Source organism: Oscillatoria salina IIICB1 (assembly GCF_020144665.1).
Lineage (GTDB): Bacteria > Cyanobacteriota > Cyanobacteriia > Cyanobacteriales > SIO1D9 > IIICB1.
The window spans coordinates 44,624-63,213 of sequence record NZ_JAAHBQ010000026.1; the positions used below are offsets into that span (position 1 = coordinate 44,624).

Below are 18,590 nucleotides of genomic sequence, written 5' to 3' on the forward strand. Positions count from 1 at the left end.
GGGAATTTTAAGCTACACTAACAACTGGACAAATATTTCCTTTTTTGGGAAAAATAATTTTAAAAACCGTCCCTGTTTGAGAATTAATTTCTATTTGACCCTCCAATTGATTTGTCAGATTAGTTACAAGCTGCAATCCCAATGATTCGCTCATTTCTAGATCGAAATCTGCTGGTAAACCGATCCCATTATCACTAACTTCTAAGTCAAGATAACCACGATTATCTGTTGTTAATTTAATATCGATTTTGCCTGCCTTTCCTTCCGGAAAAGCATATTTTAAAGAATTACAAATCAATTCATTAATAATTAATCCACAGGGAATTGCTGTATCTATATCAAAAAAGATTGGCTCAATTTTGACCTCCAAATCAATTCGATTAGATAAATATTGATAGGAACAGATGAGATTATTCACCAAACTTTTTATATATTCAGCCGCATCAATCTGAGCCAGACCTGAAGATTGATAAAGTTTTTCATGAATCAGCGACATCGACCTAACTCGGTTATAACTATCGCTCAAAACTGAAAGCACATCATGGTCTTTGATATACTCCGACTGCAATTTTAACAAACTAGAAATAATTTGCAGATTATTTTTAACTCGATGGTGAATTTCTTTAAGTAATACTTCCTTTTCTTGTAGAGATGCTTGGAGTTTTTTTTCGGCTTTTTTTTGCTCGGTAATATCGATCCCTACTGCGACAACCGCTTGACCCTGCTGATATTTTTGAGCGGCAATCAAATAATAACCTTGAATCTGCTTGCTCGTCGTTTCAATAACTTTTCGATCGGCTTGTCTATCGCTAAGAAAAAACTCTCTGATAAAATCAGCAAAATCCAGACTACTTTCTAAAAAACCTAATTTTTGACCAATAAAAGCTTCTGGAGGCTGATTAAAAATAGCACACAAATGGTGATTTACACCAATGTAGCACAAGTCAGAATTAACCCAAGAAACTAATCCTGGAACAGCGTCTAAAACTGCTTGGAGTTGGTCATTAACTTGTTGTACCGCTAACTCAGCTTGCTGTCTTTCTTCAACTTCTGCCAAGGCGCGATCTCTCATGAAACGATAATTTTGAGCTTGTTGTGTAAGATCGCTAACATCTTGAATAGAAACCAAAGCGTAGTATCCTCCTTCCGGTGCCGGTTCGGCAGTAACAGTAGTATGTTGAACTTGTAACTTTCCGTTAGGCAACCATGCCGGAATTAGATGTTTGTGCAGTTGAGAAGAGAAAATTGTTGGCGGACCGCCAGCAAAAATTTGCTTGAGACGACTAGCATATTTGGGCTCACTTAAATGAGGAAAAGATTGAGTAATATCAGTTCCCATAATTTTCGTTTTGGGGATCTTAGTCCAGTTTTCTAAACAACGATTCCAAAACAAGACGACAAAATCTTCGCGTAGGACACAGATTCCGATGGGAACGCGATCGAGAACGCTAAATTTTTCTACGGCTTTTTCTAGGCAATTCATTGCTGGTCATTAAAGGAGAGTTTTGGAGCGTTCGTTGATTAAGCTGGCGGATTGAGTAACTATTGTTTAGATTTAAACACAAATTTCGGACGCGATCGCGTTCATGAGTAAATCAAATGAGCCAACTTCAAAAATCAGGATAATATCACCCCGAATTTGGTATTGTTCGATGGCGAAGTGAGTTTGGGCTAAGAGGATCGTGTTCTGATGGTCACTTTGACTGGCGTGGAGTAAGTTCTTGACGGTATCTTCAATGTAGATCGGCAAATCATAGTCCAGGTTTTGATTGATTAAATTGCCAATCGAACCGATGACACTGTTAATTAAAATGTTACCTACTTCACTTAGGGTACTGATTTTCACGGCATCTAAATCTGGAGTTCCCGGTTCTTCACCTGTCAAGATTGCCGCTAACATCGAAGCGCTATCGGTGGGAAAAACTAATTCAGCAATACCAGAAAAAGAGCCGCTAAAGTCTTGGCGTACCGCAGCAATTTGTTCCAGACCAAGACGGTTTTCCATTTCTGTCTCTAACTCTAGTGGTGATTTAACTTTAATGTAAGGAACTTGCAAGCGGATGGAAGCTTCGAGCATTTCATTGAGTACGCTCGCCGCCCGTCCAACTCCAATATTCACGAGTTCCTGAATGGCATCAATTTGGTCGGCAGTTAAATTCATTGCGCCATCTCCTGGGGAGAAGTTAAAATTTGCTTGATTGTTTGGTGTAATTCTGCTGATTTTGGGGGCTTATTCAAAAATCCGCTTGCTCCTAAATCTAAGCAACGTTGGCGGACTCCCGCTTGAATGTCGGCGCTAACTACAATTACGGGGATTGTCAAGTTGCGATCGCGAATGGTTTCTAATACGCTAAATCCGTCCATGACAGGCATCAGTAAGTCTACCAGAATGCAGTCTGGATTCTGGGTTTGCGCCATTTCTAGTCCTTCTGCTCCGTTGGTTGCTTCGATGACTTGATAACCTTCTGCACTTAAGGCTTTACGCAACATCCGCCTAGTGAAGGCAGCATCATCAATAATTAAAATTAAGCTCATGGAATTCTTCCTTTGTTTGCGAGTAATTTTTTGAGATCCTTTTCTCAATAAATTGTTCCTTTGTTGCCATCGGAATGCTACCAACTATTTTTAACATAATTGCTTCAGAGCGAGCTTGAGTAGCAACACGGGAGTATTTGACTTTGATTTAAGTGTTCTTGCTGAGTCAAAAAACTATCCCCTTCACCAGCAAGATACGAGCTTTTGTAGGCTATATAATAAAGCTAGGCAAAGGTTCAGGAGCCAGAAAATCCTGCCTGTTCTAGCTTTTGTCAAGCTAATTAATATTCTGACCAGTTAAGCAACGAATTTCAATCGGCTTTATGCTTAAGTAAAAATGGATGAAGATATTCAGGCTTTTTTAGCAGATAATTCCGAAAATCTCGAACAAATTGAGCGGGATTTAGTGGCTTTGGAGCAAAATCCTAGCGATGGAGAATTGCTCGTTCGGATTTATCGTTCTCTGCATACAATCAAGGGAAATTGTGGCTTCATGGCTTTTACTAAGCTCGAAGCACTCACCCATGCGGGAGAAAACTTGCTCAGTCGCTTGCGAGATGAAGAGTTAGTTTTAAATGCCGAACTTACGAGTATTTTACTGCAACTTATTGATGCAATTCAACAAAGTTGTACCTGGATTGAAACTACTGGAGAAGAAGGGGATCTTGATTACTCAGAATTAATTCAAAGACTCAATAATTTACACTCAACAAATCCTTCTACTATATCACAAGTTTCGGAAAATTCTCAGCCTCTCTTCAGTATGTCCGGTTCGATACCTAGCGATCGTACGCAAACTATCGCTTTGACAAAAACCCAGATATATGATAAAGAAACTGAGTCAAACCAGCAAGTTAAAGAAGAGAAAACGCCGCGATCGCTAACAACTTCTCACAGCGTCCAATCGATTCGAGTGGACATTAATTTATTAGATAAATTGATGAATTTGGTAGGAGAGTTAGTATTAGTTCGCAATCAAATTTTGCAATTCGATCGCGATCGAGAGCGAGCAGACTTTGAAACCGCATCAGAGCATCTCAATCGGCTAACTACCGAATTACAAGAAGGAGTGATGAAAACTCGGATGCAGCCGATTAGCACGATTTGGAAGAAATTTCCGCGCGTAGTTAGAGATTTAGCGATCGCCTCTGATAAGCAAGTACAAGTACAGATGGAGGGGGAAGAAACTGAACTCGATAAAACCATCGTTGAGGCGATTAAAGATCCCTTAACCCATATTCTCCGCAACTGTATCGATCATGGCATCGAAACGCCTGATTTACGGCGACTATCCGGGAAACCAGAGTCAGGAAACTTATATTTACACGCTTCCCATGAAAGCGGCTACGTGAATATCAAAATTAGCGATGATGGTGCAGGTATCGATCCGGAAAAAGTGAAGCAAAAAGCACTAGCTTTAGAGTTAATTACTCTCGAAGAGTGTAATCGTTTGAGTGACACTGAAGCGATCGATTTAATTTTCCTACCGGGATTTTCCCTAGCGGAAAAAGTAACTCGCCTGTCGGGAAGGGGAGTGGGAATGGATGTAGTAAAAAGCAATATTGAAAAAGTTGGCGGTACCGTTGAAGTTCACAGCCAACGCCAGTTAGGAACTACATTCAAGTTGAAAATACCCCTCACCCTAGCAATTATACCCGCCTTGATTGTCAGCAGTGGTAGCGATCGCTACGCTATCCCTCAAATGAGCATCGCCGAATTAGTTCGTTTAGAAGGTGAAAAAGCTCATTCTAGCATCGAATATATTCATACTGCTCCTGTTTATCGTTTGCGAGGAAAGCTGTTACCTTTAGTTTATTTAAATCAAGAACTTCAGCTTGAAAAACAACCAGAAACAGAGGAAGAATTAAATATTGTTGTCGTTCAAAGCGAAACTCCTTTCGGCTTAGTTGTGGATGGGATCGATGATATTCAAGAAATTGTCGTTAAACCCCTGGGAAAACTGCTGAAAGATACGCCTTTTTTTGGTGGCGTAACGATTCTCGGAGATGGCAATGTTGCTTTAATTTTAGATCTGAATCGCATCGCTCAACATTCTGGCGTCCTTGCCGAAACACAAATTAAAGCTCACTTAGAATCAGAAACCGCACAGCAGGAGGACGATCGCCAAATGCTCTTACTATTTGAGGGCTCGCCTGAAAGTCGCATGGCTATTCCCTTAGCAATGGTTTTGCGTTTGGAAGAAATTCCCCATACTGCTGTCGAAAAAATTGGCGATCGCGTCGCAATTCAATATCGCTCTTCGATTCTACCATTAATTGATTTAGCTAGCATTTTCAGCAGTCAATTGTTAAGCGTTAATAATCCCCAACTAGACTCTTTAATTACTCATAATCATAGTCAAGATCGAGCCTTGCCAAAAACTCGCTCATCCTTACTCGAAAATGAAATTTTACAAATCGTAGTTGTAGCTTGCCAAAATGGACAAACAGTAGGCTTAGTAGTTCAGCAAATCATCGATATTGCGATGGAAAAGATCGCCGTTACTGGTGCGGCAACTCGTCCCGGAATTGAGGCGATCGCAGTTATTCAAAATCAAGTTACGGAAATTTTAGACCTGTCCGCAATTACTCAGCAATTTCTTGAGAATTCCCGTCAATTTTATTGATTTTTACCATGACTGAGACTCACCAATTTTGTACCTTTTATTTGGCTCATCTTTTCTTAGGTTTAGAAGTAAATAAAGTTCAAGAAGTCATTCGCTATCAATCAATAACTAGAGTACCTTTAGCACCTCCAGCCGTGCGAGGATTAATTAATTTACGCGGACAAATTATTCCCGCTATCGATTTAAGAAAATGTCTAGATTTATCAGCATCTCAGTCAGTTGCTGAAAAGAAGAAAAGCAAGAGAGAAACTTTTGCTAAAGCGAGCGCTTTAATTGATTTCTTTCCTCAAACAGAACAACTTCCTTTGAATGTAGTGATGCAAGCCGATGACGAGATATTTAGTTTACTTGTTGACGAAGTTGGCGAAGTTCTAGAAATTAGCGATCGCTATTTTGAATATCCTCCTGAAATCCTCAAAGGTGAAGCTAGAGAATTGATCTGCGGTGCTTATAAGCTAGCCGACAAACTGTTACTAATCCTCGACATCAACAAAGTTATAGAAGTCGCCCAAGCATCCCAGAAAGTTAGGAAAAAGCACGAAAAATAAACCGTAAATTAATTAGGCAAGATCGAACTATGATTAATGACAAACTAAGCAAATTTAAAAATCTTCTTTCTAGGGCAAATCCCAATATGCAAATTCAACGCTCGATTGAAAAATTACCTGAATCAGCTTCACAACTAGAAGCAAACAATTCTGATAAGACGATGATTACTCAAGCCGAGTTTAACGAACTACTTGCGGCTTTGAAAAGTGCTAGAGACGGCGATTTCAGCGTGAGATTATCAGAAAATAATGGCTGGGGGGAAATAGCCGCAGTATTTAACGAATTAATCCAATTAAACCAAAATCTAACTAATGAAATTGTCCACCTCAATCAAGAAGTTGGCGAAGAAGGAAACTTAAGCCAAAAAATGGTAATGATTTCGGCAAAAGGTGACTGGAAAATTAGAGTTACAGCTATTAATAACTTAGTGGAAAATCTCAGTCAACCAATCAGAAAAACCGAGCAAATATTAACCACAGTAATAGCAGGTAATTTATCTACCAAAATGCTCGAACAAATTAACGGGCGATCGCTCCAAGGAAATTTACTCAAACTTAGCCAAACAACCAACCAATTAATTGACAATATCTCTACCTATTATACAGCAAAAAATCGCGTCGCCAAGCAGATTAGTGAATCAGGAAATCTAAGTAGTAAAGCTGTGGTTGAAGGAGCCACAGGTATCTGGAAAGACCTCACAGAAAATATTAACCAGATAGCTGCCAACCTCAAAGAAGAAGTGCAGAATATTAATAACATGATTTTAGCGATCGCGCAAGGCGACCTCTCCCAAAAAGTTGGCACCAAAACCGTTGGTGACTTTAAAGAATTAACCGATAACGTCAACTTAATGACCGCAAATTTAACCGAATCAGTAAAAAAAATTGCCACCGTCGCTCAAGCACTTGCTCGTACTTCTGAAGACTTAACCGAAGTCAGCCAACAGATTCAAGACAATGCCGAACACACATCCGGACAAGCTAATTCTGCTTCAACTTATGCCGATGAAGTTAACTTAAATGCTCAAATAGTTGCCACTGGTGTAGAAGAAATGAGTGCTAGTATCAAAGAAATTGCTAAAAGTTCGGCTGATGCAGCAAGAGTAGCAACTAATGCAGTAAAAATGACCGAAACCACCAACCAAACAATTGCCAAATTAGGACAAAGTAGCGTAGAAATTGGCAAAGTTATTAAAGTAATTACTTCTATCGCTCAACAAACTAATTTACTCGCCTTAAATGCCACAATTGAAGCCGCAAGAGCCGGAGAAGCAGGTAAAGGTTTCGCCGTCGTTGCTAACGAAGTCAAAGAATTAGCCAAACAAACCGCCAAAGCCACTGAAGATATTAGCCAAAAGATCGAAACTATCCAAACTGATACAAAAAGTTCCGTAGAAGCGATCGCCCAAATTACGGCAATTATTAACCAAATTAACGACTTCCAAAATACCATTGCTAGCGCCGTAGAAGAACAAACAGCAACAACCAATGAAATTGCCCGAAACGTTGCTGGCGCAGCGAGTGGCACATCAGAAATTGCCAATAATATTACCAGCGTTGCTGAAGCCGCTCAAAGTACCACTGCCGTAGCTAGTAAAACATTCAAATCAGCCGATAAACTAGCTAAATTAGCAGCAGAATTGCAAGCATTAGTCAGCCAGTTTAAATATTAAGGATCGAATCGCTAATGCGTAAAATTCGCCTCTTGATTGTTGATGATTCAGTAGTTGTGCGTCGCCGGGTAAGCGAGGTACTAGCGAACGATCCTGCTTTAGAAATTGCTGGAGTTGCAGCTAATGGTCAAATAGCCCTAGCGAAGATTCCTCAAGTCAAGCCAGATCTGGTTATTCTCGATCTTGAAATGCCAGAAATGGATGGATTAGAAACTTTAGCAGCTATTCGACAAACCTATCCTCATTTACCCACAATTATGTTCAGCGCTTTTACCGAAAAAGGAGCGACTGCAACCCTAGAAGCACTTTCTTTAGGAGCAAAAGATTATGTAACCAAACCCTTGAAAATGGGCAGTATGGAAGCAGCTAATCAACATTTGCGTCAGGAACTAATTCCTAAAATCAAAGTGTTTTGTGCTGACCAATTGAAAACTTATCAACCGAGTTGGAATAGAAAATTCAAAATTACCAATCGGCAGTTAAAAGCCTCAATCAGGAAACTAAATTCAGTCAAAATCGTAGCGATCGGCGTATCAACTGGAGGTCCTAACGCCCTAGCTACGATTTTACCTGAGTTTCCCGCCGATTTTCCCGTGCCAATTGTCATTGTCCAACATATGCCGCCGATTTTCACCAAACGCCTAGCCGCACGATTGACTGCACAATCTCAAATCCCGGTTTTAGAAGGATTTGACGGCGCGAAATTAGAGCCAGGTAAAGCTTGGATTGCTCCTGGGGATTTTCACATCACTGTCGAACGCCAAGGCGCGATCGCGCAACTACGCACGAATCAAGACTCGCCCGAAAACTCTTGTCGTCCGGCGGTGGATGTCCTTTTTCGTTCTCTGGCTGACATCTATGGAGCCGGAGTGCTAGCGATCGTCCTAACGGGTATGGGACAAGATGGTTTCCGGGGCTGCGAATCTATCCACGAAGCAGGAGGACAAATTTTCGTCCAGGATGAAGATAGCAGCGTTGTCTGGGGAATGCCGGGAATCGTGGCTAAAGCAGGTTTAGCAGATCGAGTGCTGTCTTTAGAGCAAATAGCAACTGAAATTATGGCATCTGTTGATTGGTGATTGCTGTGATTTTTCCTAATTTTTAATTAAACTAAAATTTCAAGGATGTTTTTATGGATATTCTGCCAATTTTGACAACTAGTATCGCAATTTTCCAATTAAGTCATCTAAGTTTTGTTAGTGGTTTAGGTACTGTTTTATTAGCAGGTCTTCTTCTGCCCATTTTCTACAAAAAAACTCAAAAACAAGATCGATTGCAGCAACAAATTGAGGTGATTTCCCAAGCTATCAGCGAGATTGCTAATGGTAAACTAGATACACGTATACCTCAATCAGAGGTAAACAATTCGCTTCGAGAGCTAGCTGCCAATATTAACCAAATGACTGCTCAATTGGCACAACGAGTGACAGAGTTAAGTAACCAACAAGCCGAAGCAAACTTGAAAGACTTGACTATCGAGCAAGCGAGATTGATGCAAGAAATCAAAAATCGCCAAAACGTTCTCGATGAAGCGGCGATCGTCAGCGAGACAGATCGCAAAGGAAATATTACTTTTGTCAATGATAAGTTTTGCGAAATTTCTGGTTATAGCCGCGAAGAGTTGATGGGAAAAAATCACCGCCTTGTTAATTCTAGTTATCACTCGAAAGAGTTTTTCAAAGATTTTTGGGCGACTATTTCCAGTGGTAAAATTTGGAAGGGTGAAATTAAAAATAAGCGAAAAAATGGTTCATTTTATTGGGTAGATTCAACCATTGCGCCCATCTTTGACGAGAAAGGCAAAATTGTTAAATATATTGGCATCCGTTTTGAGATTACTCAACAAAAAGAAGCAGCAGAATCCTTAGAAAAACTTGCCGAAGAACGCAAAAATGAAGCAGATTCATTAATGAAACAAGTCCGGAAAATGTCTGAGGAAATCAAAGGAGCAGCCAAGGGGGATTTAACAGTTCAAGCCCAAGTTGATAACGAAATTTTAGGCACGCTAGCAGAGTCGTTTAATTACTTAGTTGGTTCGTTGCGGAAGATTGTGATTGATATTCAAGAGGCAACTTTTCAAGTAAATCAAGCTACGACTGCCTCGGTTGGCGATACTACTGAATTAGCTCAACAAGCTCGGACTCAAGCATCACAAATTGAAGCGACTTTACGTCAGTTAGAGCGAATTATTAGCTCGATTAAAGATGTTTCTGAAGCAGCTACACGAGCGGAACAAGTTACTCAACAAGCTGCTCAAACTGCGGAAACTGGAGGTAAAGCTGTTGATAGAACTGTCGAGGGAATTAATCAACTTCGCCAAACAATTGCCGAAACATCTGAAATGATGAATTGTTTGGGTGAAGGTTCGCGTCAAATTGGCAAAATTGTGGTTTCTATTTCTGAAATTGCTTCTCAAACTAATTTACTTGCTCTCAATGCTACTATTGAAGCTGCACGAGCTGGAGAACAAGGAAAAGGTTTTGCTGTCGTTGCTGAAGAAGTTCGCAAGTTAGCTAAACGTTCTGCGGCTGCTACTGAAGAAATTGCCGAAATTGTTCGCACAATTCAAGAGGAAATTAGTCGGGTAATGGTGGCAATGGAGTCGGGAAATGAACAGGTAGTGGAAGGAACCCAAATTGCGGCGGCTGCTAAAACTAATCTGAATGCGATTATTGAAGTTAGCTACGAAATTAATGCTTTAGTACAAAATATTACTTCTGCTAGTCAGAAGCAGACTATTGCTGCTGAGGAAATTGCTGCTAGTGTTACTCAAGTGAATGCTATTTCGACCACAACTGCTCGAAAAGCAGAGGAGGTAACAATTTCTTTAGATGGGTTGGCGGTTGTGGTTAATCAACTTCAAAGTTCGGTCACTAATTTTCGCTCGCAATCGTGATGGAATTTTTGGCTCTGGTAGAGTTAATTCAACTAATTTAATAAGTAACCAATTTTAGATGTCTATTAACAGTTGTGATTTCAACTATCTTCGCCAACTGATGCGTCAATATTCCTCGATGGTGTTAGATAGCGACAAAGCCTATTTAGCTGAGTTACGCTTGGCTCCTTTAGTGGCTAAGATGAAGTTAAATTCTCTTGGTGAGTTAATAAGTAAGTTACAAACTCAACCTTTAAGTCGCTTGCATATCGAAGTCGTGGAAGCGATGCTTTTGACTGAGACATCTTTTTTTCGGGATGGATATCCTTTTGAGGCGATCGCTAAATTTATCTTACCTCAGTTAATCTCTAACCAACGAGGAAAACGCCGTTTAAATGTTTGGTGTGCGGCTTGTTCGAGCGGTCAAGAACCTTATAGTCTTGCGATGCTGTTATGCGAACATTTTCCGGAACTTGCTCATGGTCAAGTTCAATTACTGGCTACTGATTTGTCTAGTAAAATGCTCGATCGCGCTCGTGAAGGAAGCTATAGTCAGGTAGAAATTGCCCGAGGACTACCTAAACAATTGCTGATGAATTATTTCCACAATTCAGGTTATGAATGGCAACTTAAAGATTGTATTCGCGAGATGGTCGAATTCCGCCAAATGAATTTAGTAACTGATTCTTTGACACAATCCTTTTTTGATATTATCTTTTTGCGCAATGTGCTGATTTATTTTGATGTGGAAACGAAAAAAAAAGTTTTGGATAAGGTTAAACAAGTTCTTTCACCTCATGGTTATTTATTTCTTGGTAGTGGAGAAACTACGCTTAATTTAGATGACTCGTTTCAGCAGTTGCAATTTAATAAAGCTGTTTTTTACAAACTGCGTAGTTAGTCAAGTTTGGGAAATTGTCGCGAGCGCACATCAGCCGCATAATTTTCGACGGCTTGGGTAACAATCGGGCGCAAGTTAGTGTAAGTTTTAGCAAAGGGTGGTTGTTTTTTGGTCAGTCCGAGTAAGTCAGCAGTGACTAACACTTGTCCGTCACAGTCAACACCAGCACCAATGCCAATGGTGGGAATGGCTAATTTAGCCGTAATTTCTGCGGCGAGATCGTGGGGAATATGTTCTAAGATAATTGCAAAGGCACCTGCTTGAGCAAGAGCGATCGCTTCATTCATTATTCTCGATCGCGCTAAGTCAGTATTTCCCTGTTGCTTATATCCCAAGCGATGTACAGACTGAGGAGTTAAACCAACATGACCCATCACGGGAATACCAGCAGTAGTTAATTTTGCCACGGTTTCCGCGATCGCTGGATATCCTCCTTCTAATTTTATGGCTTTAGCATTTGTTTCTTTTAAGATTCGTCCGGCGGAATGTAGCGCTTGGGCGGCACTTTCTTGATAGCTTAAAAAAGGCAAATCGCAAACAACTAAGGCTTGTTTTACCCCCCGACACACTGCGGCTGCGTGGTGAATCATTTGATCTAAAGTTACCGGGAGAGTCGTTTGATGTCCCAAAGCTACCGTCGCCAGAGAATCTCCCACTAAAATTAAGTCTACCCCCGCCTCGTCCAAAATTTCGGCGATCGGGTAATCCCACGCGGTGAGTACCACTATTTCACGTCCTTGTTGTTTCCATTTAATGAGTTGTTTGATTGTAATTGACATTTTGGAATTGATAATTAGTGATTGGCGATTGGGTTCAGTTATCAGTAGAGATTGGAGACAAGAAGCAATTAGCGAATAAACTGGTCACTGGTAACTGTTCGCTGGTAACTGGTAACTGGTAACTGTTCACCGATCTTAATAATCTACGGGGGCTTCTCGAACAAAAGCTAGGTGCGGTCTAACTCTACCTGTAGTCAGACTAACCCAAGCTAATCCTTCGCTGGTTCCCACCCAAAGTTTATTTCCGGTATCTGGCGAAAGGGAAAGAATTTTTTGTGATGGTAAATTGGGAACTACACCGAGGACTGCGCCGCTATCTGCTTTTATTTTCAATAAACCAGAAGTAGTTCCTACCCAAACGCTAGTATCTTCAGCAAAGCGGACGCTGGTGACATTGCGTCCTCGCAGTGGGGTAACAGAACGCAAGATTTCGCGAGTTTCTGGGTCAATAACTAATAAACTATTGGGAGTTCCTACCCAGAGCAGTCCGTCAGGTGCGGTGGTCATCGTTTGTACTAAACCGCCAGGAATGTTACTGATGCGACCGATAACAAAAGCACTAGCGGTATCTACTCTAACTAAACCTTCCAGAGTTCCTACCCACAATTGACCTTGATTATCGAGAGTCATGGCGTTGGCGCTAATACCGGGAAGTTCTTGGAGAGTAGTGATTAATAATCCTTGGTCAGGACTAATTAAAGAAAGTCCGCGATCGCTACCTACCCACAAATAACCTCGGTTATCGACTAATAATGATAATACTCGATTAGAAGGTAAGCGGAAATTTTGCAGAGAAATTTGATTCGTAATTCGATCGATTCGCGCTAAACCGTCGTAAGTTCCTACCCAAATCCTTCCTACTTTATCTTGGGCAAGGGAACCAATGCGATAATTAGGCAAGGAAACTCTCGCGAGAATTCGTCCTGTGTTCGGGTCAATGCGTGTTAGCTCTAACCAAGAACCGACCCACAAATTACCTGTATAATCTTCTTGCAAAGCTGTTACCCGAAAATCTCGCTCCGCAGGTTGGAGTTCTTCTCGGACTCGTTCGGGGGGTAAAGGTTGTTGGCGTGGCGGTGGTGCCGTGTCAGGATAACTAGGAACGAACACTTCCGGATTTTGTGCTGCTACCTGAGTGTAAATCGGTAAACTCCACACTAATAGTGTCGCAGCGATGGGGTAGAACCCACCGCCCCAAAGGAATCTCGCCAAACTTTTACGCGGATTTGTTTTGACCATAACTTTCGGGTCTTATGGCAAGGGACATTTTTATTGTATCTGAGTGCCAGTGACGTTCTCATCTGGTTGGGATTTTTTGAAAGAATAAATATTAAACCAAATTTCTGTCAACTCTACCTGGAAGCTTTTACCCCCCACCCCTAATCTATCTATCTTGAGTAGGATGCCTCTATTGCTGAGTTTTTGCGAGTAATCACTCACGCCAGTGATTGAGATCGCTAACTCTAACTTGTATTATCACTGAAAATCTTTTCGATTCAGGCGACTCTATATTATAGATTGATTTCTGAACTTTCCTCACATGATTTGCTCAACACCTACTCCTACTTTTGAATTTCCCAATTCCCAATCTTGTTACAAACTAGCAAGAAAATACTATAATTTTGGTCAATTTGCAGATGCGATCGAACTTTTATCTGTTATACTTTCTCTCCATCCTAACTGTGCCAAAATTTTGAATAAGCGAGGTAATGCTTACCATAAGTTAGGTAGATACACCGAAGCACTTGCTGACTACGATCGCGTTGTCGAAATTCAACCTAATTCGGCACAAGCTTGGCATAATCGCGCTCGAACCTTGACAAAATTAGCTAAATATGCTGAAGCTTTGCAATCGAGTAATCGCGCGATCGCTCTCAACCCTAATTATGCCCAAGCTTGGAGAAGTAGAGGAATCGCCTTAGCTTATTTAAAACGTTACGAAGGCGCGATCGCTTGTTTTGAAGCTGCTTTGAAACTCGATCCCAATTTAAAAGCAGCAAAACTTCATCGGGAAAGTTGTCAAAAAAAAGTACCTCACTCAAAAAACAAAATGCTTTCAGTGACTACTTAGAAACCTTGTTCGTCACCAAACTGTCTAAGCAAAGCCCAAAGTTAACTAGTGTCGGTAGGTTGTCAGATTGTGTTAATTTTATAAGAGGAAAGTTTCAACAAAAATTTCTCCCCATCCCGAGGAGAAATTTTTTTTAGCTGACATTAACAGCAATATTTAAACTAACTCGATCCTACCGATAAACTTGCACGAAAAAATCTTTCTAGAGCTTCGCGAAGGATTTCTGCCTCAATCACTTCAATTATGATAATCGCGCTCGTGGGATGCGCTGGGAGAAATACCTAGGGGAATTAGCAGCGTTACCTTGGACAATTGTTAATTGCCAAAATAATCAACAATTGTAAATATTTGTCGATTGAGGCTACAATCTTTGCTAATACGCCGATAAACTAAGCAAAGTGCGAGTAGATACTGCTTTTTTCCGGCAGAAAAAAACTATGGTTGTGTGACTGCATGATTCCGTTGCAATTAACTCTAAAAAACTTTTTGAGCTATCGAGACGCAACTTTGGACTTTCGGGGGTTGCATACGGCTTGTATTTGTGGTGCTAATGGTGCAGGGAAGTCATCGCTGCTGGAAGCAATTACCTGGGCGGTTTGGGGTCAAAGTCGAGCTGCGACAGAAGATGATGTAATTAATACTGGGGCGAAAGATGTCCGGGTAGATTTCACTTTTATCAATAATAATCAAGTTTATAAGATAATTCGTAGTCGGACGAGAGGGCGAAGTGCGGCGTTAGAGTTTCAAGTGGAAAGTGGTGGCGGTTTTCGCTCTATTAGTGGTAAAGGTGTTAAAGATACGCAGGAGCAAATTTTAGGGCAAATTAGGTTGGATTACGATACTTTTATTAATTCGGCTTATTTGCGTCAGGGACGGGCTGATGAGTTCATGTCTCGTCGTCCGAATGAACGTAAGCAAATTTTGGCAGATTTGCTGAAGTTAAGTCAATATGAGGAGTTGGCGGAGAAAGCTAAGGATTTATCGAAGCAGTATAAGGGACAAGCTGAGGAGTTGGAGCAAAGTTTGCAGGTTTTGGTGCAACAACTTCAAGAAAAAGAAGATTTGATTGAGGAACGAACTAGTCTAGATGCAGAATTAGAACAATTGCAAAAATTGCACGATCGCGATTTGGTGCGGCTCCAAGAGTTACAATTGGTGGCGAATGAGATTAAAACTTGGGAACAACAGTTAAGTTGGCATCAAGATCGCTATCGCCATCATACTCAAGATTGCGATCGCTTAACTAAGGATTGTCTTTCGCTACAAGGTCGTTTGTCGGAGTTAGAAAAGTTTCTCGCGCAAGAAACGGAAATTGTTGCTGGATATCAACGTTTGCAAAGTTTACAAGCCCAAGAAGCTAGTTTGAGCGATAAATTTCAAGCTTATCAAGATGCTCAACAACAAAAACAGCAGCGACAACAACAGTTAACTGAAAAAATTAATCAAGTAAATCTGGAAATTAAACAAACTCAAACTCACTTAGAAGCTTTAGAACAACAAGAGTTAGAAATTGAAGAAGTTCTCAGTCATTCGGATGAAGTCGCTGCGGCTTTAGAAAAATTATCTCACCATCGCCGCAATTTACAAAAACTTGACGAAGTGCAATTGCAAGTAGCTCCTTTATTACAGCAGCGCAACAGGATTGAAAATGAAATAAATCAAGCGCGAGCGACATTAAATGCTAGGTTAGAACAATTGCATAGTTCGGAAAGGGAATTACAATTAGAAGCTTCAGAAGTTCCCGGAATGAAATCAAAAGTTGTGGCTGTCGATCTGCAAATTGGCGAGTTAGATAAAAAGCGAGTTTATCAACAGCGAGTGTTAGAAAAAGGACAAGAAAGAGGGAAATTTCAGGAACGTTTGCAAGAGAATCAACGGGTTTACGAAAAACAACTAGGGGAACTTCAGCAAAAACTGGAAATGTTGCAAACTCCGGGTGCAGTTTGTCCGTTGTGCGATCGCCCTCTAGACGAACATTATCGCAACCATGTGATTAACAAAACTCAAACTCAACAGGATGAGATTCAACAGCAATTTTGGGCGATTCGGGAACAAATGGCGGTCTGCGAACGAGAATTGCAGGTATTACGGGCGGAATATGCGAAGTTATCGAAGGAATTAGCTGGTTATGATTCTTTGCAACAGCAATTGGGACAACTGGAAGCGCAATTGGATAGTAAAATAGGTTTGCGAGAGCGATTGCAACAAATTGTGACACAAAAAGAAGAGATTGAGAGATCGCTAAATCTGGGTAGTTACGCTCTCGATTTACAAGCAAAATTAGCCTCACTCGATCGCCGATTAGCAGAGTTGAATTATGACGAACAAACTCATGCTTTGGTGAGGGGAGAGGTAAATAATTGGCGTTGGGCAGAAATTCGTCAAGCTAAGTTAGATGACGCGCAAAAAAGATTAGCTGCTTTGCAGGCGCAAAAACCGCAACTAAAGCAACGTATTGAGGGACTAGAAAATGCGATCGCCCAGTTACGTCAAAGTTCGGAAATTCAGCAGGAAATTGAACGCCTCGATCGCTATTTGGCGGAATTGGGTTACAATCGACAAACTCATAATCAGATTATCGAACAGTGTCGTCAGGCGCAAGCATGGGAATTACCTTACCAAAAATTAGCACAATCAAAGCAAGATTATCCGAAATTAGCGGCAGATTTGCAACAATTAGAGCAAATGTTACAAGTGCGACTTGCTGACAAAGAAAATATGAAGTTAGAGTTAGATAATTTGGTCGCGCAAAGGCAAGAAATGCAAGATGTTAGACCGGAAATTAGTTGTTTAGAAGAGCAAATTTCGCAAAAAAGACAACAGTTAGATCGCGCGATCGCCCAGCAAGGACGTTTAGAACAAGCTCTGATTCAAATCGAAACTTTAGAGCAACAATACGCACAATCTCAACAGCGTTTGCAAGCAGTACGCAAGCAATATCGAGTTTATCAAGAATTGGCGATCGCGTTTGGGAAAAAGGGTATTCAAGCGTTGATGATTGAGAATATTTTGCCCCAATTAGAAGCACAAACTAACCAAATTTTAGCTCGACTTACTGGCAATCAGTTGCACGTCCAATTTATTACTCAAAAAGTAGGACGCAGCAGTCGCTCGAAGAAAAAAGCTAAGACTATTGATACTTTAGAAATCTTAATTGCTGATGCTAGAGGTACTCGCCCTTATGAAACTTATTCTGGTGGCGAATCATTTCGGATTAATTTTGCGATTCGTTTGGCTTTAGCAAGATTGTTAGCTCAGCGAGCAGGAACGGCTTTACAAATGTTAATTGTAGATGAAGGTTTTGGGACGCAAGATGCGGAAGGTTGCGAAAGATTGATTGCGGCAATTAACGCGATCGCTGCCGATTTTCAGTGTATCTTAACTGTGACTCATATGCCTCAATTTAAAGAAGCTTTTCAAACTCGTGTGGAAGTCTACAAAACTCAAGCTGGTTCTCAACTGAAATTGTTAAATTAAGCTTTTTCGGAAAAATAACCACCAAAAAATGTACAATGTAATCAAGTTGCATAAGCATCTATCTTGAGGATTAAATTTTCCCAAACAGAAAAAAAAATGCTTTTATTATATCAAGTTTTAGCTAAATTAAAGGAGAGTTAACCCAACCTATTTGGGAAAATTTTGTACGGTTAATACTACTATACATTTGAAAAAATGTTAATTAAACTGTCAACCAAGAAGCCAAAAGCTGCGGTCAAAAAACCGACCAAAGCTAGAGGTTAAATAGTCAAGTTATCGTAATATGCTTGTCTTTCCTATTCAAAGGAGAGCATTAGTAGCTAGTGTTAGTCATCCTTGCGAGAAAGGACGAATATATAACTCCTGTAATCGCCATGAATGTAACTAACTAACTTGCTTTTGATATTGGAGGAAAATATGGTCAATAACTCCTGTCCTTGTTGTGGTGCTACGCTACAACGCGATGCGAGAAAGAGCGATCGCTCTTGGTATTGTACCTCTTGTAAACAGGAAATACCGGGAACGGTTGTAGACCGAATCTTACTCAGTAAGAGCTTATTTTACAATCTCGCTCCGAGAAAAGTTCGTGGGTCGAGTTTGGCTTAAAGGAGGAATTTATTAACTGTTAGCTAGATAATTCGGGTGGGTTTTGCCCACCCAATAATGAAGAGCGAATATCTTGATAAAATTGCTGAAAATATTCGACGGAAACACCAAATCTCCACAAAAAACAGCTCGAAAAAACGCAGCGATCGCTAAATTCCCCAGACAGAAAACATACATTTAGGTTCGATCCGAGGAGCTATCTGCGGCACCGAAAACTAAAGTTTGTAGCAACAACCAAACCGCCCATCCTACTCCTAAAATTAATACCATTAGCAACAAAGGAGCTAAACCCGCAAAAGGAGCGAGGACGAGTAATAGCAAAAAGGTAATTAAGATTATTGTCAGTATTGGGTTATTCATTGAGATTGAAATTAGCATTCTTGCCTCGATGATAACCAAGTCAGACTTTTCCTTACTCTTTCCTATTGCGTATCTTTGTTTTCGGTACCTGAAGAGGATTCTCGATCGCAAACTTGCTTCCCTGCTATAGTTGGTGTCG

General features: G+C 40.6%; 15 protein-coding genes. 9 read left to right on the plus strand and 6 right to left on the minus strand.

Going from position 1 to position 18,590, the window contains the following annotated elements:
* Positions 1 to 7: 7 nt before the first annotated feature.
* The 3 genes from G3T18_RS09695 to G3T18_RS09705 form a co-directional block, all read right to left on the minus strand.
* Positions 8 to 1,483, minus strand: coding sequence for a sensor histidine kinase (locus tag G3T18_RS09695; RefSeq protein ID WP_224410346.1), 1,476 nt, complete (start codon positions 1,481 to 1,483; stop codon positions 8 to 10).
* A gap of 72 nt (positions 1,484 to 1,555) precedes the next feature.
* A complete protein-coding gene (locus G3T18_RS09700) occupies positions 1,556 to 2,161 on the minus strand; it encodes a chemotaxis protein CheC (protein ID WP_224410347.1) in 606 nt (201 codons plus the stop codon).
* Positions 2,158 to 2,535 carry a response regulator gene (locus tag G3T18_RS09705; protein WP_224410348.1) on the minus strand — a complete coding sequence of 126 codons (378 nt, stop codon included), beginning with the start codon at positions 2,533 to 2,535 and terminating at the stop codon, positions 2,158 to 2,160. The genes G3T18_RS09700 and G3T18_RS09705 overlap by 4 nt, the downstream gene beginning before the upstream one ends.
* A 337-nt stretch (positions 2,536 to 2,872) precedes the next feature.
* Here G3T18_RS09705 and G3T18_RS09710 point away from each other — a divergent pair, with 337 nt between their 5' ends.
* The 6 genes from G3T18_RS09710 (at position 2,873) to G3T18_RS09735 (ending at position 11,158) form a co-directional block, all read left to right on the plus strand.
* Positions 2,873 to 5,161, plus strand: coding sequence for a chemotaxis protein CheA (locus tag G3T18_RS09710; RefSeq protein WP_224410349.1), 2,289 nt, complete (start codon positions 2,873 to 2,875; stop codon positions 5,159 to 5,161).
* An 8-nt stretch (positions 5,162 to 5,169) separates the two neighbouring features.
* Positions 5,170 to 5,709, plus strand: coding sequence for a chemotaxis protein CheW (locus tag G3T18_RS09715; protein WP_224410350.1), 540 nt, complete (start codon positions 5,170 to 5,172; stop codon positions 5,707 to 5,709).
* An 86-nt stretch (positions 5,710 to 5,795) separates the two neighbouring features.
* Positions 5,796 to 7,382 carry a methyl-accepting chemotaxis protein gene (locus G3T18_RS09720; RefSeq protein ID WP_224410351.1) on the plus strand — a complete coding sequence of 529 codons (1,587 nt, stop codon included), beginning with the start codon at positions 5,796 to 5,798 and terminating at the stop codon, positions 7,380 to 7,382.
* A 14-nt stretch (positions 7,383 to 7,396) separates the two neighbouring features.
* On the plus strand, positions 7,397 to 8,461 hold the full coding sequence (locus G3T18_RS09725) for a protein-glutamate methylesterase/protein-glutamine glutaminase (protein ID WP_224410352.1): 1,065 nt from the start codon (positions 7,397 to 7,399) through the stop codon (positions 8,459 to 8,461).
* A gap of 53 nt (positions 8,462 to 8,514) precedes the next feature.
* Positions 8,515 to 10,278, plus strand: a complete 1,764-nt coding sequence (locus G3T18_RS09730) for a methyl-accepting chemotaxis protein (protein WP_224410353.1) — start codon at positions 8,515 to 8,517, stop codon at positions 10,276 to 10,278.
* Between the two features lie 58 nt (positions 10,279 to 10,336).
* The gene (locus tag G3T18_RS09735; protein ID WP_224410354.1) at positions 10,337 to 11,158 is read left to right on the plus strand and encodes a CheR family methyltransferase; all 822 of its coding nucleotides are present in this window, start codon (positions 10,337 to 10,339) and stop codon (positions 11,156 to 11,158) included.
* Here G3T18_RS09735 and panB read toward each other — a convergent pair.
* Together panB and G3T18_RS09745 are read right to left on the minus strand one after the other, a co-directional pair.
* A complete protein-coding gene (panB, locus tag G3T18_RS09740) occupies positions 11,155 to 11,937 on the minus strand; it encodes a 3-methyl-2-oxobutanoate hydroxymethyltransferase (protein ID WP_224410355.1) in 783 nt (260 codons plus the stop codon). The genes G3T18_RS09735 and panB overlap by 4 nt on opposite strands.
* Before the next feature lie 135 nt (positions 11,938 to 12,072).
* On the minus strand, positions 12,073 to 13,176 hold the full coding sequence (locus tag G3T18_RS09745; RefSeq protein ID WP_224410356.1) for a ligand-binding sensor domain-containing protein: 1,104 nt from the start codon (positions 13,174 to 13,176) through the stop codon (positions 12,073 to 12,075).
* A gap of 301 nt (positions 13,177 to 13,477) precedes the next feature.
* Here G3T18_RS09745 and G3T18_RS09750 point away from each other — a divergent pair, with 301 nt between their 5' ends.
* The 3 genes from G3T18_RS09750 (at position 13,478) to G3T18_RS09760 (ending at position 18,091) form a co-directional block, all read left to right on the plus strand.
* Complete coding sequence (locus G3T18_RS09750) at positions 13,478 to 14,008, plus strand: tetratricopeptide repeat protein (protein WP_224410357.1); 531 nt, start codon at positions 13,478 to 13,480, stop codon at positions 14,006 to 14,008.
* A gap of 453 nt (positions 14,009 to 14,461) precedes the next feature.
* A complete protein-coding gene (gene sbcC / locus G3T18_RS09755; protein WP_224410358.1) occupies positions 14,462 to 17,485 on the plus strand; it encodes an exonuclease subunit SbcC in 3,024 nt (1,007 codons plus the stop codon).
* Positions 17,486 to 17,902: 417 nt separating this feature from the next.
* Positions 17,903 to 18,091: a hypothetical protein gene (locus G3T18_RS09760; RefSeq protein WP_224410359.1), complete on the plus strand. Its 189-nt coding sequence runs from the start codon at positions 17,903 to 17,905 to the stop codon at positions 18,089 to 18,091.
* 177 nt (positions 18,092 to 18,268) lie between these two features.
* Here G3T18_RS09760 and G3T18_RS09765 read toward each other — a convergent pair whose 3' ends face one another.
* Entirely contained in the window at positions 18,269 to 18,451 is a 183-nt protein-coding gene (locus G3T18_RS09765) for a hypothetical protein (RefSeq protein ID WP_224410360.1), read from the minus strand.
* Positions 18,452 to 18,590: the final 139 nt, after the last annotated feature.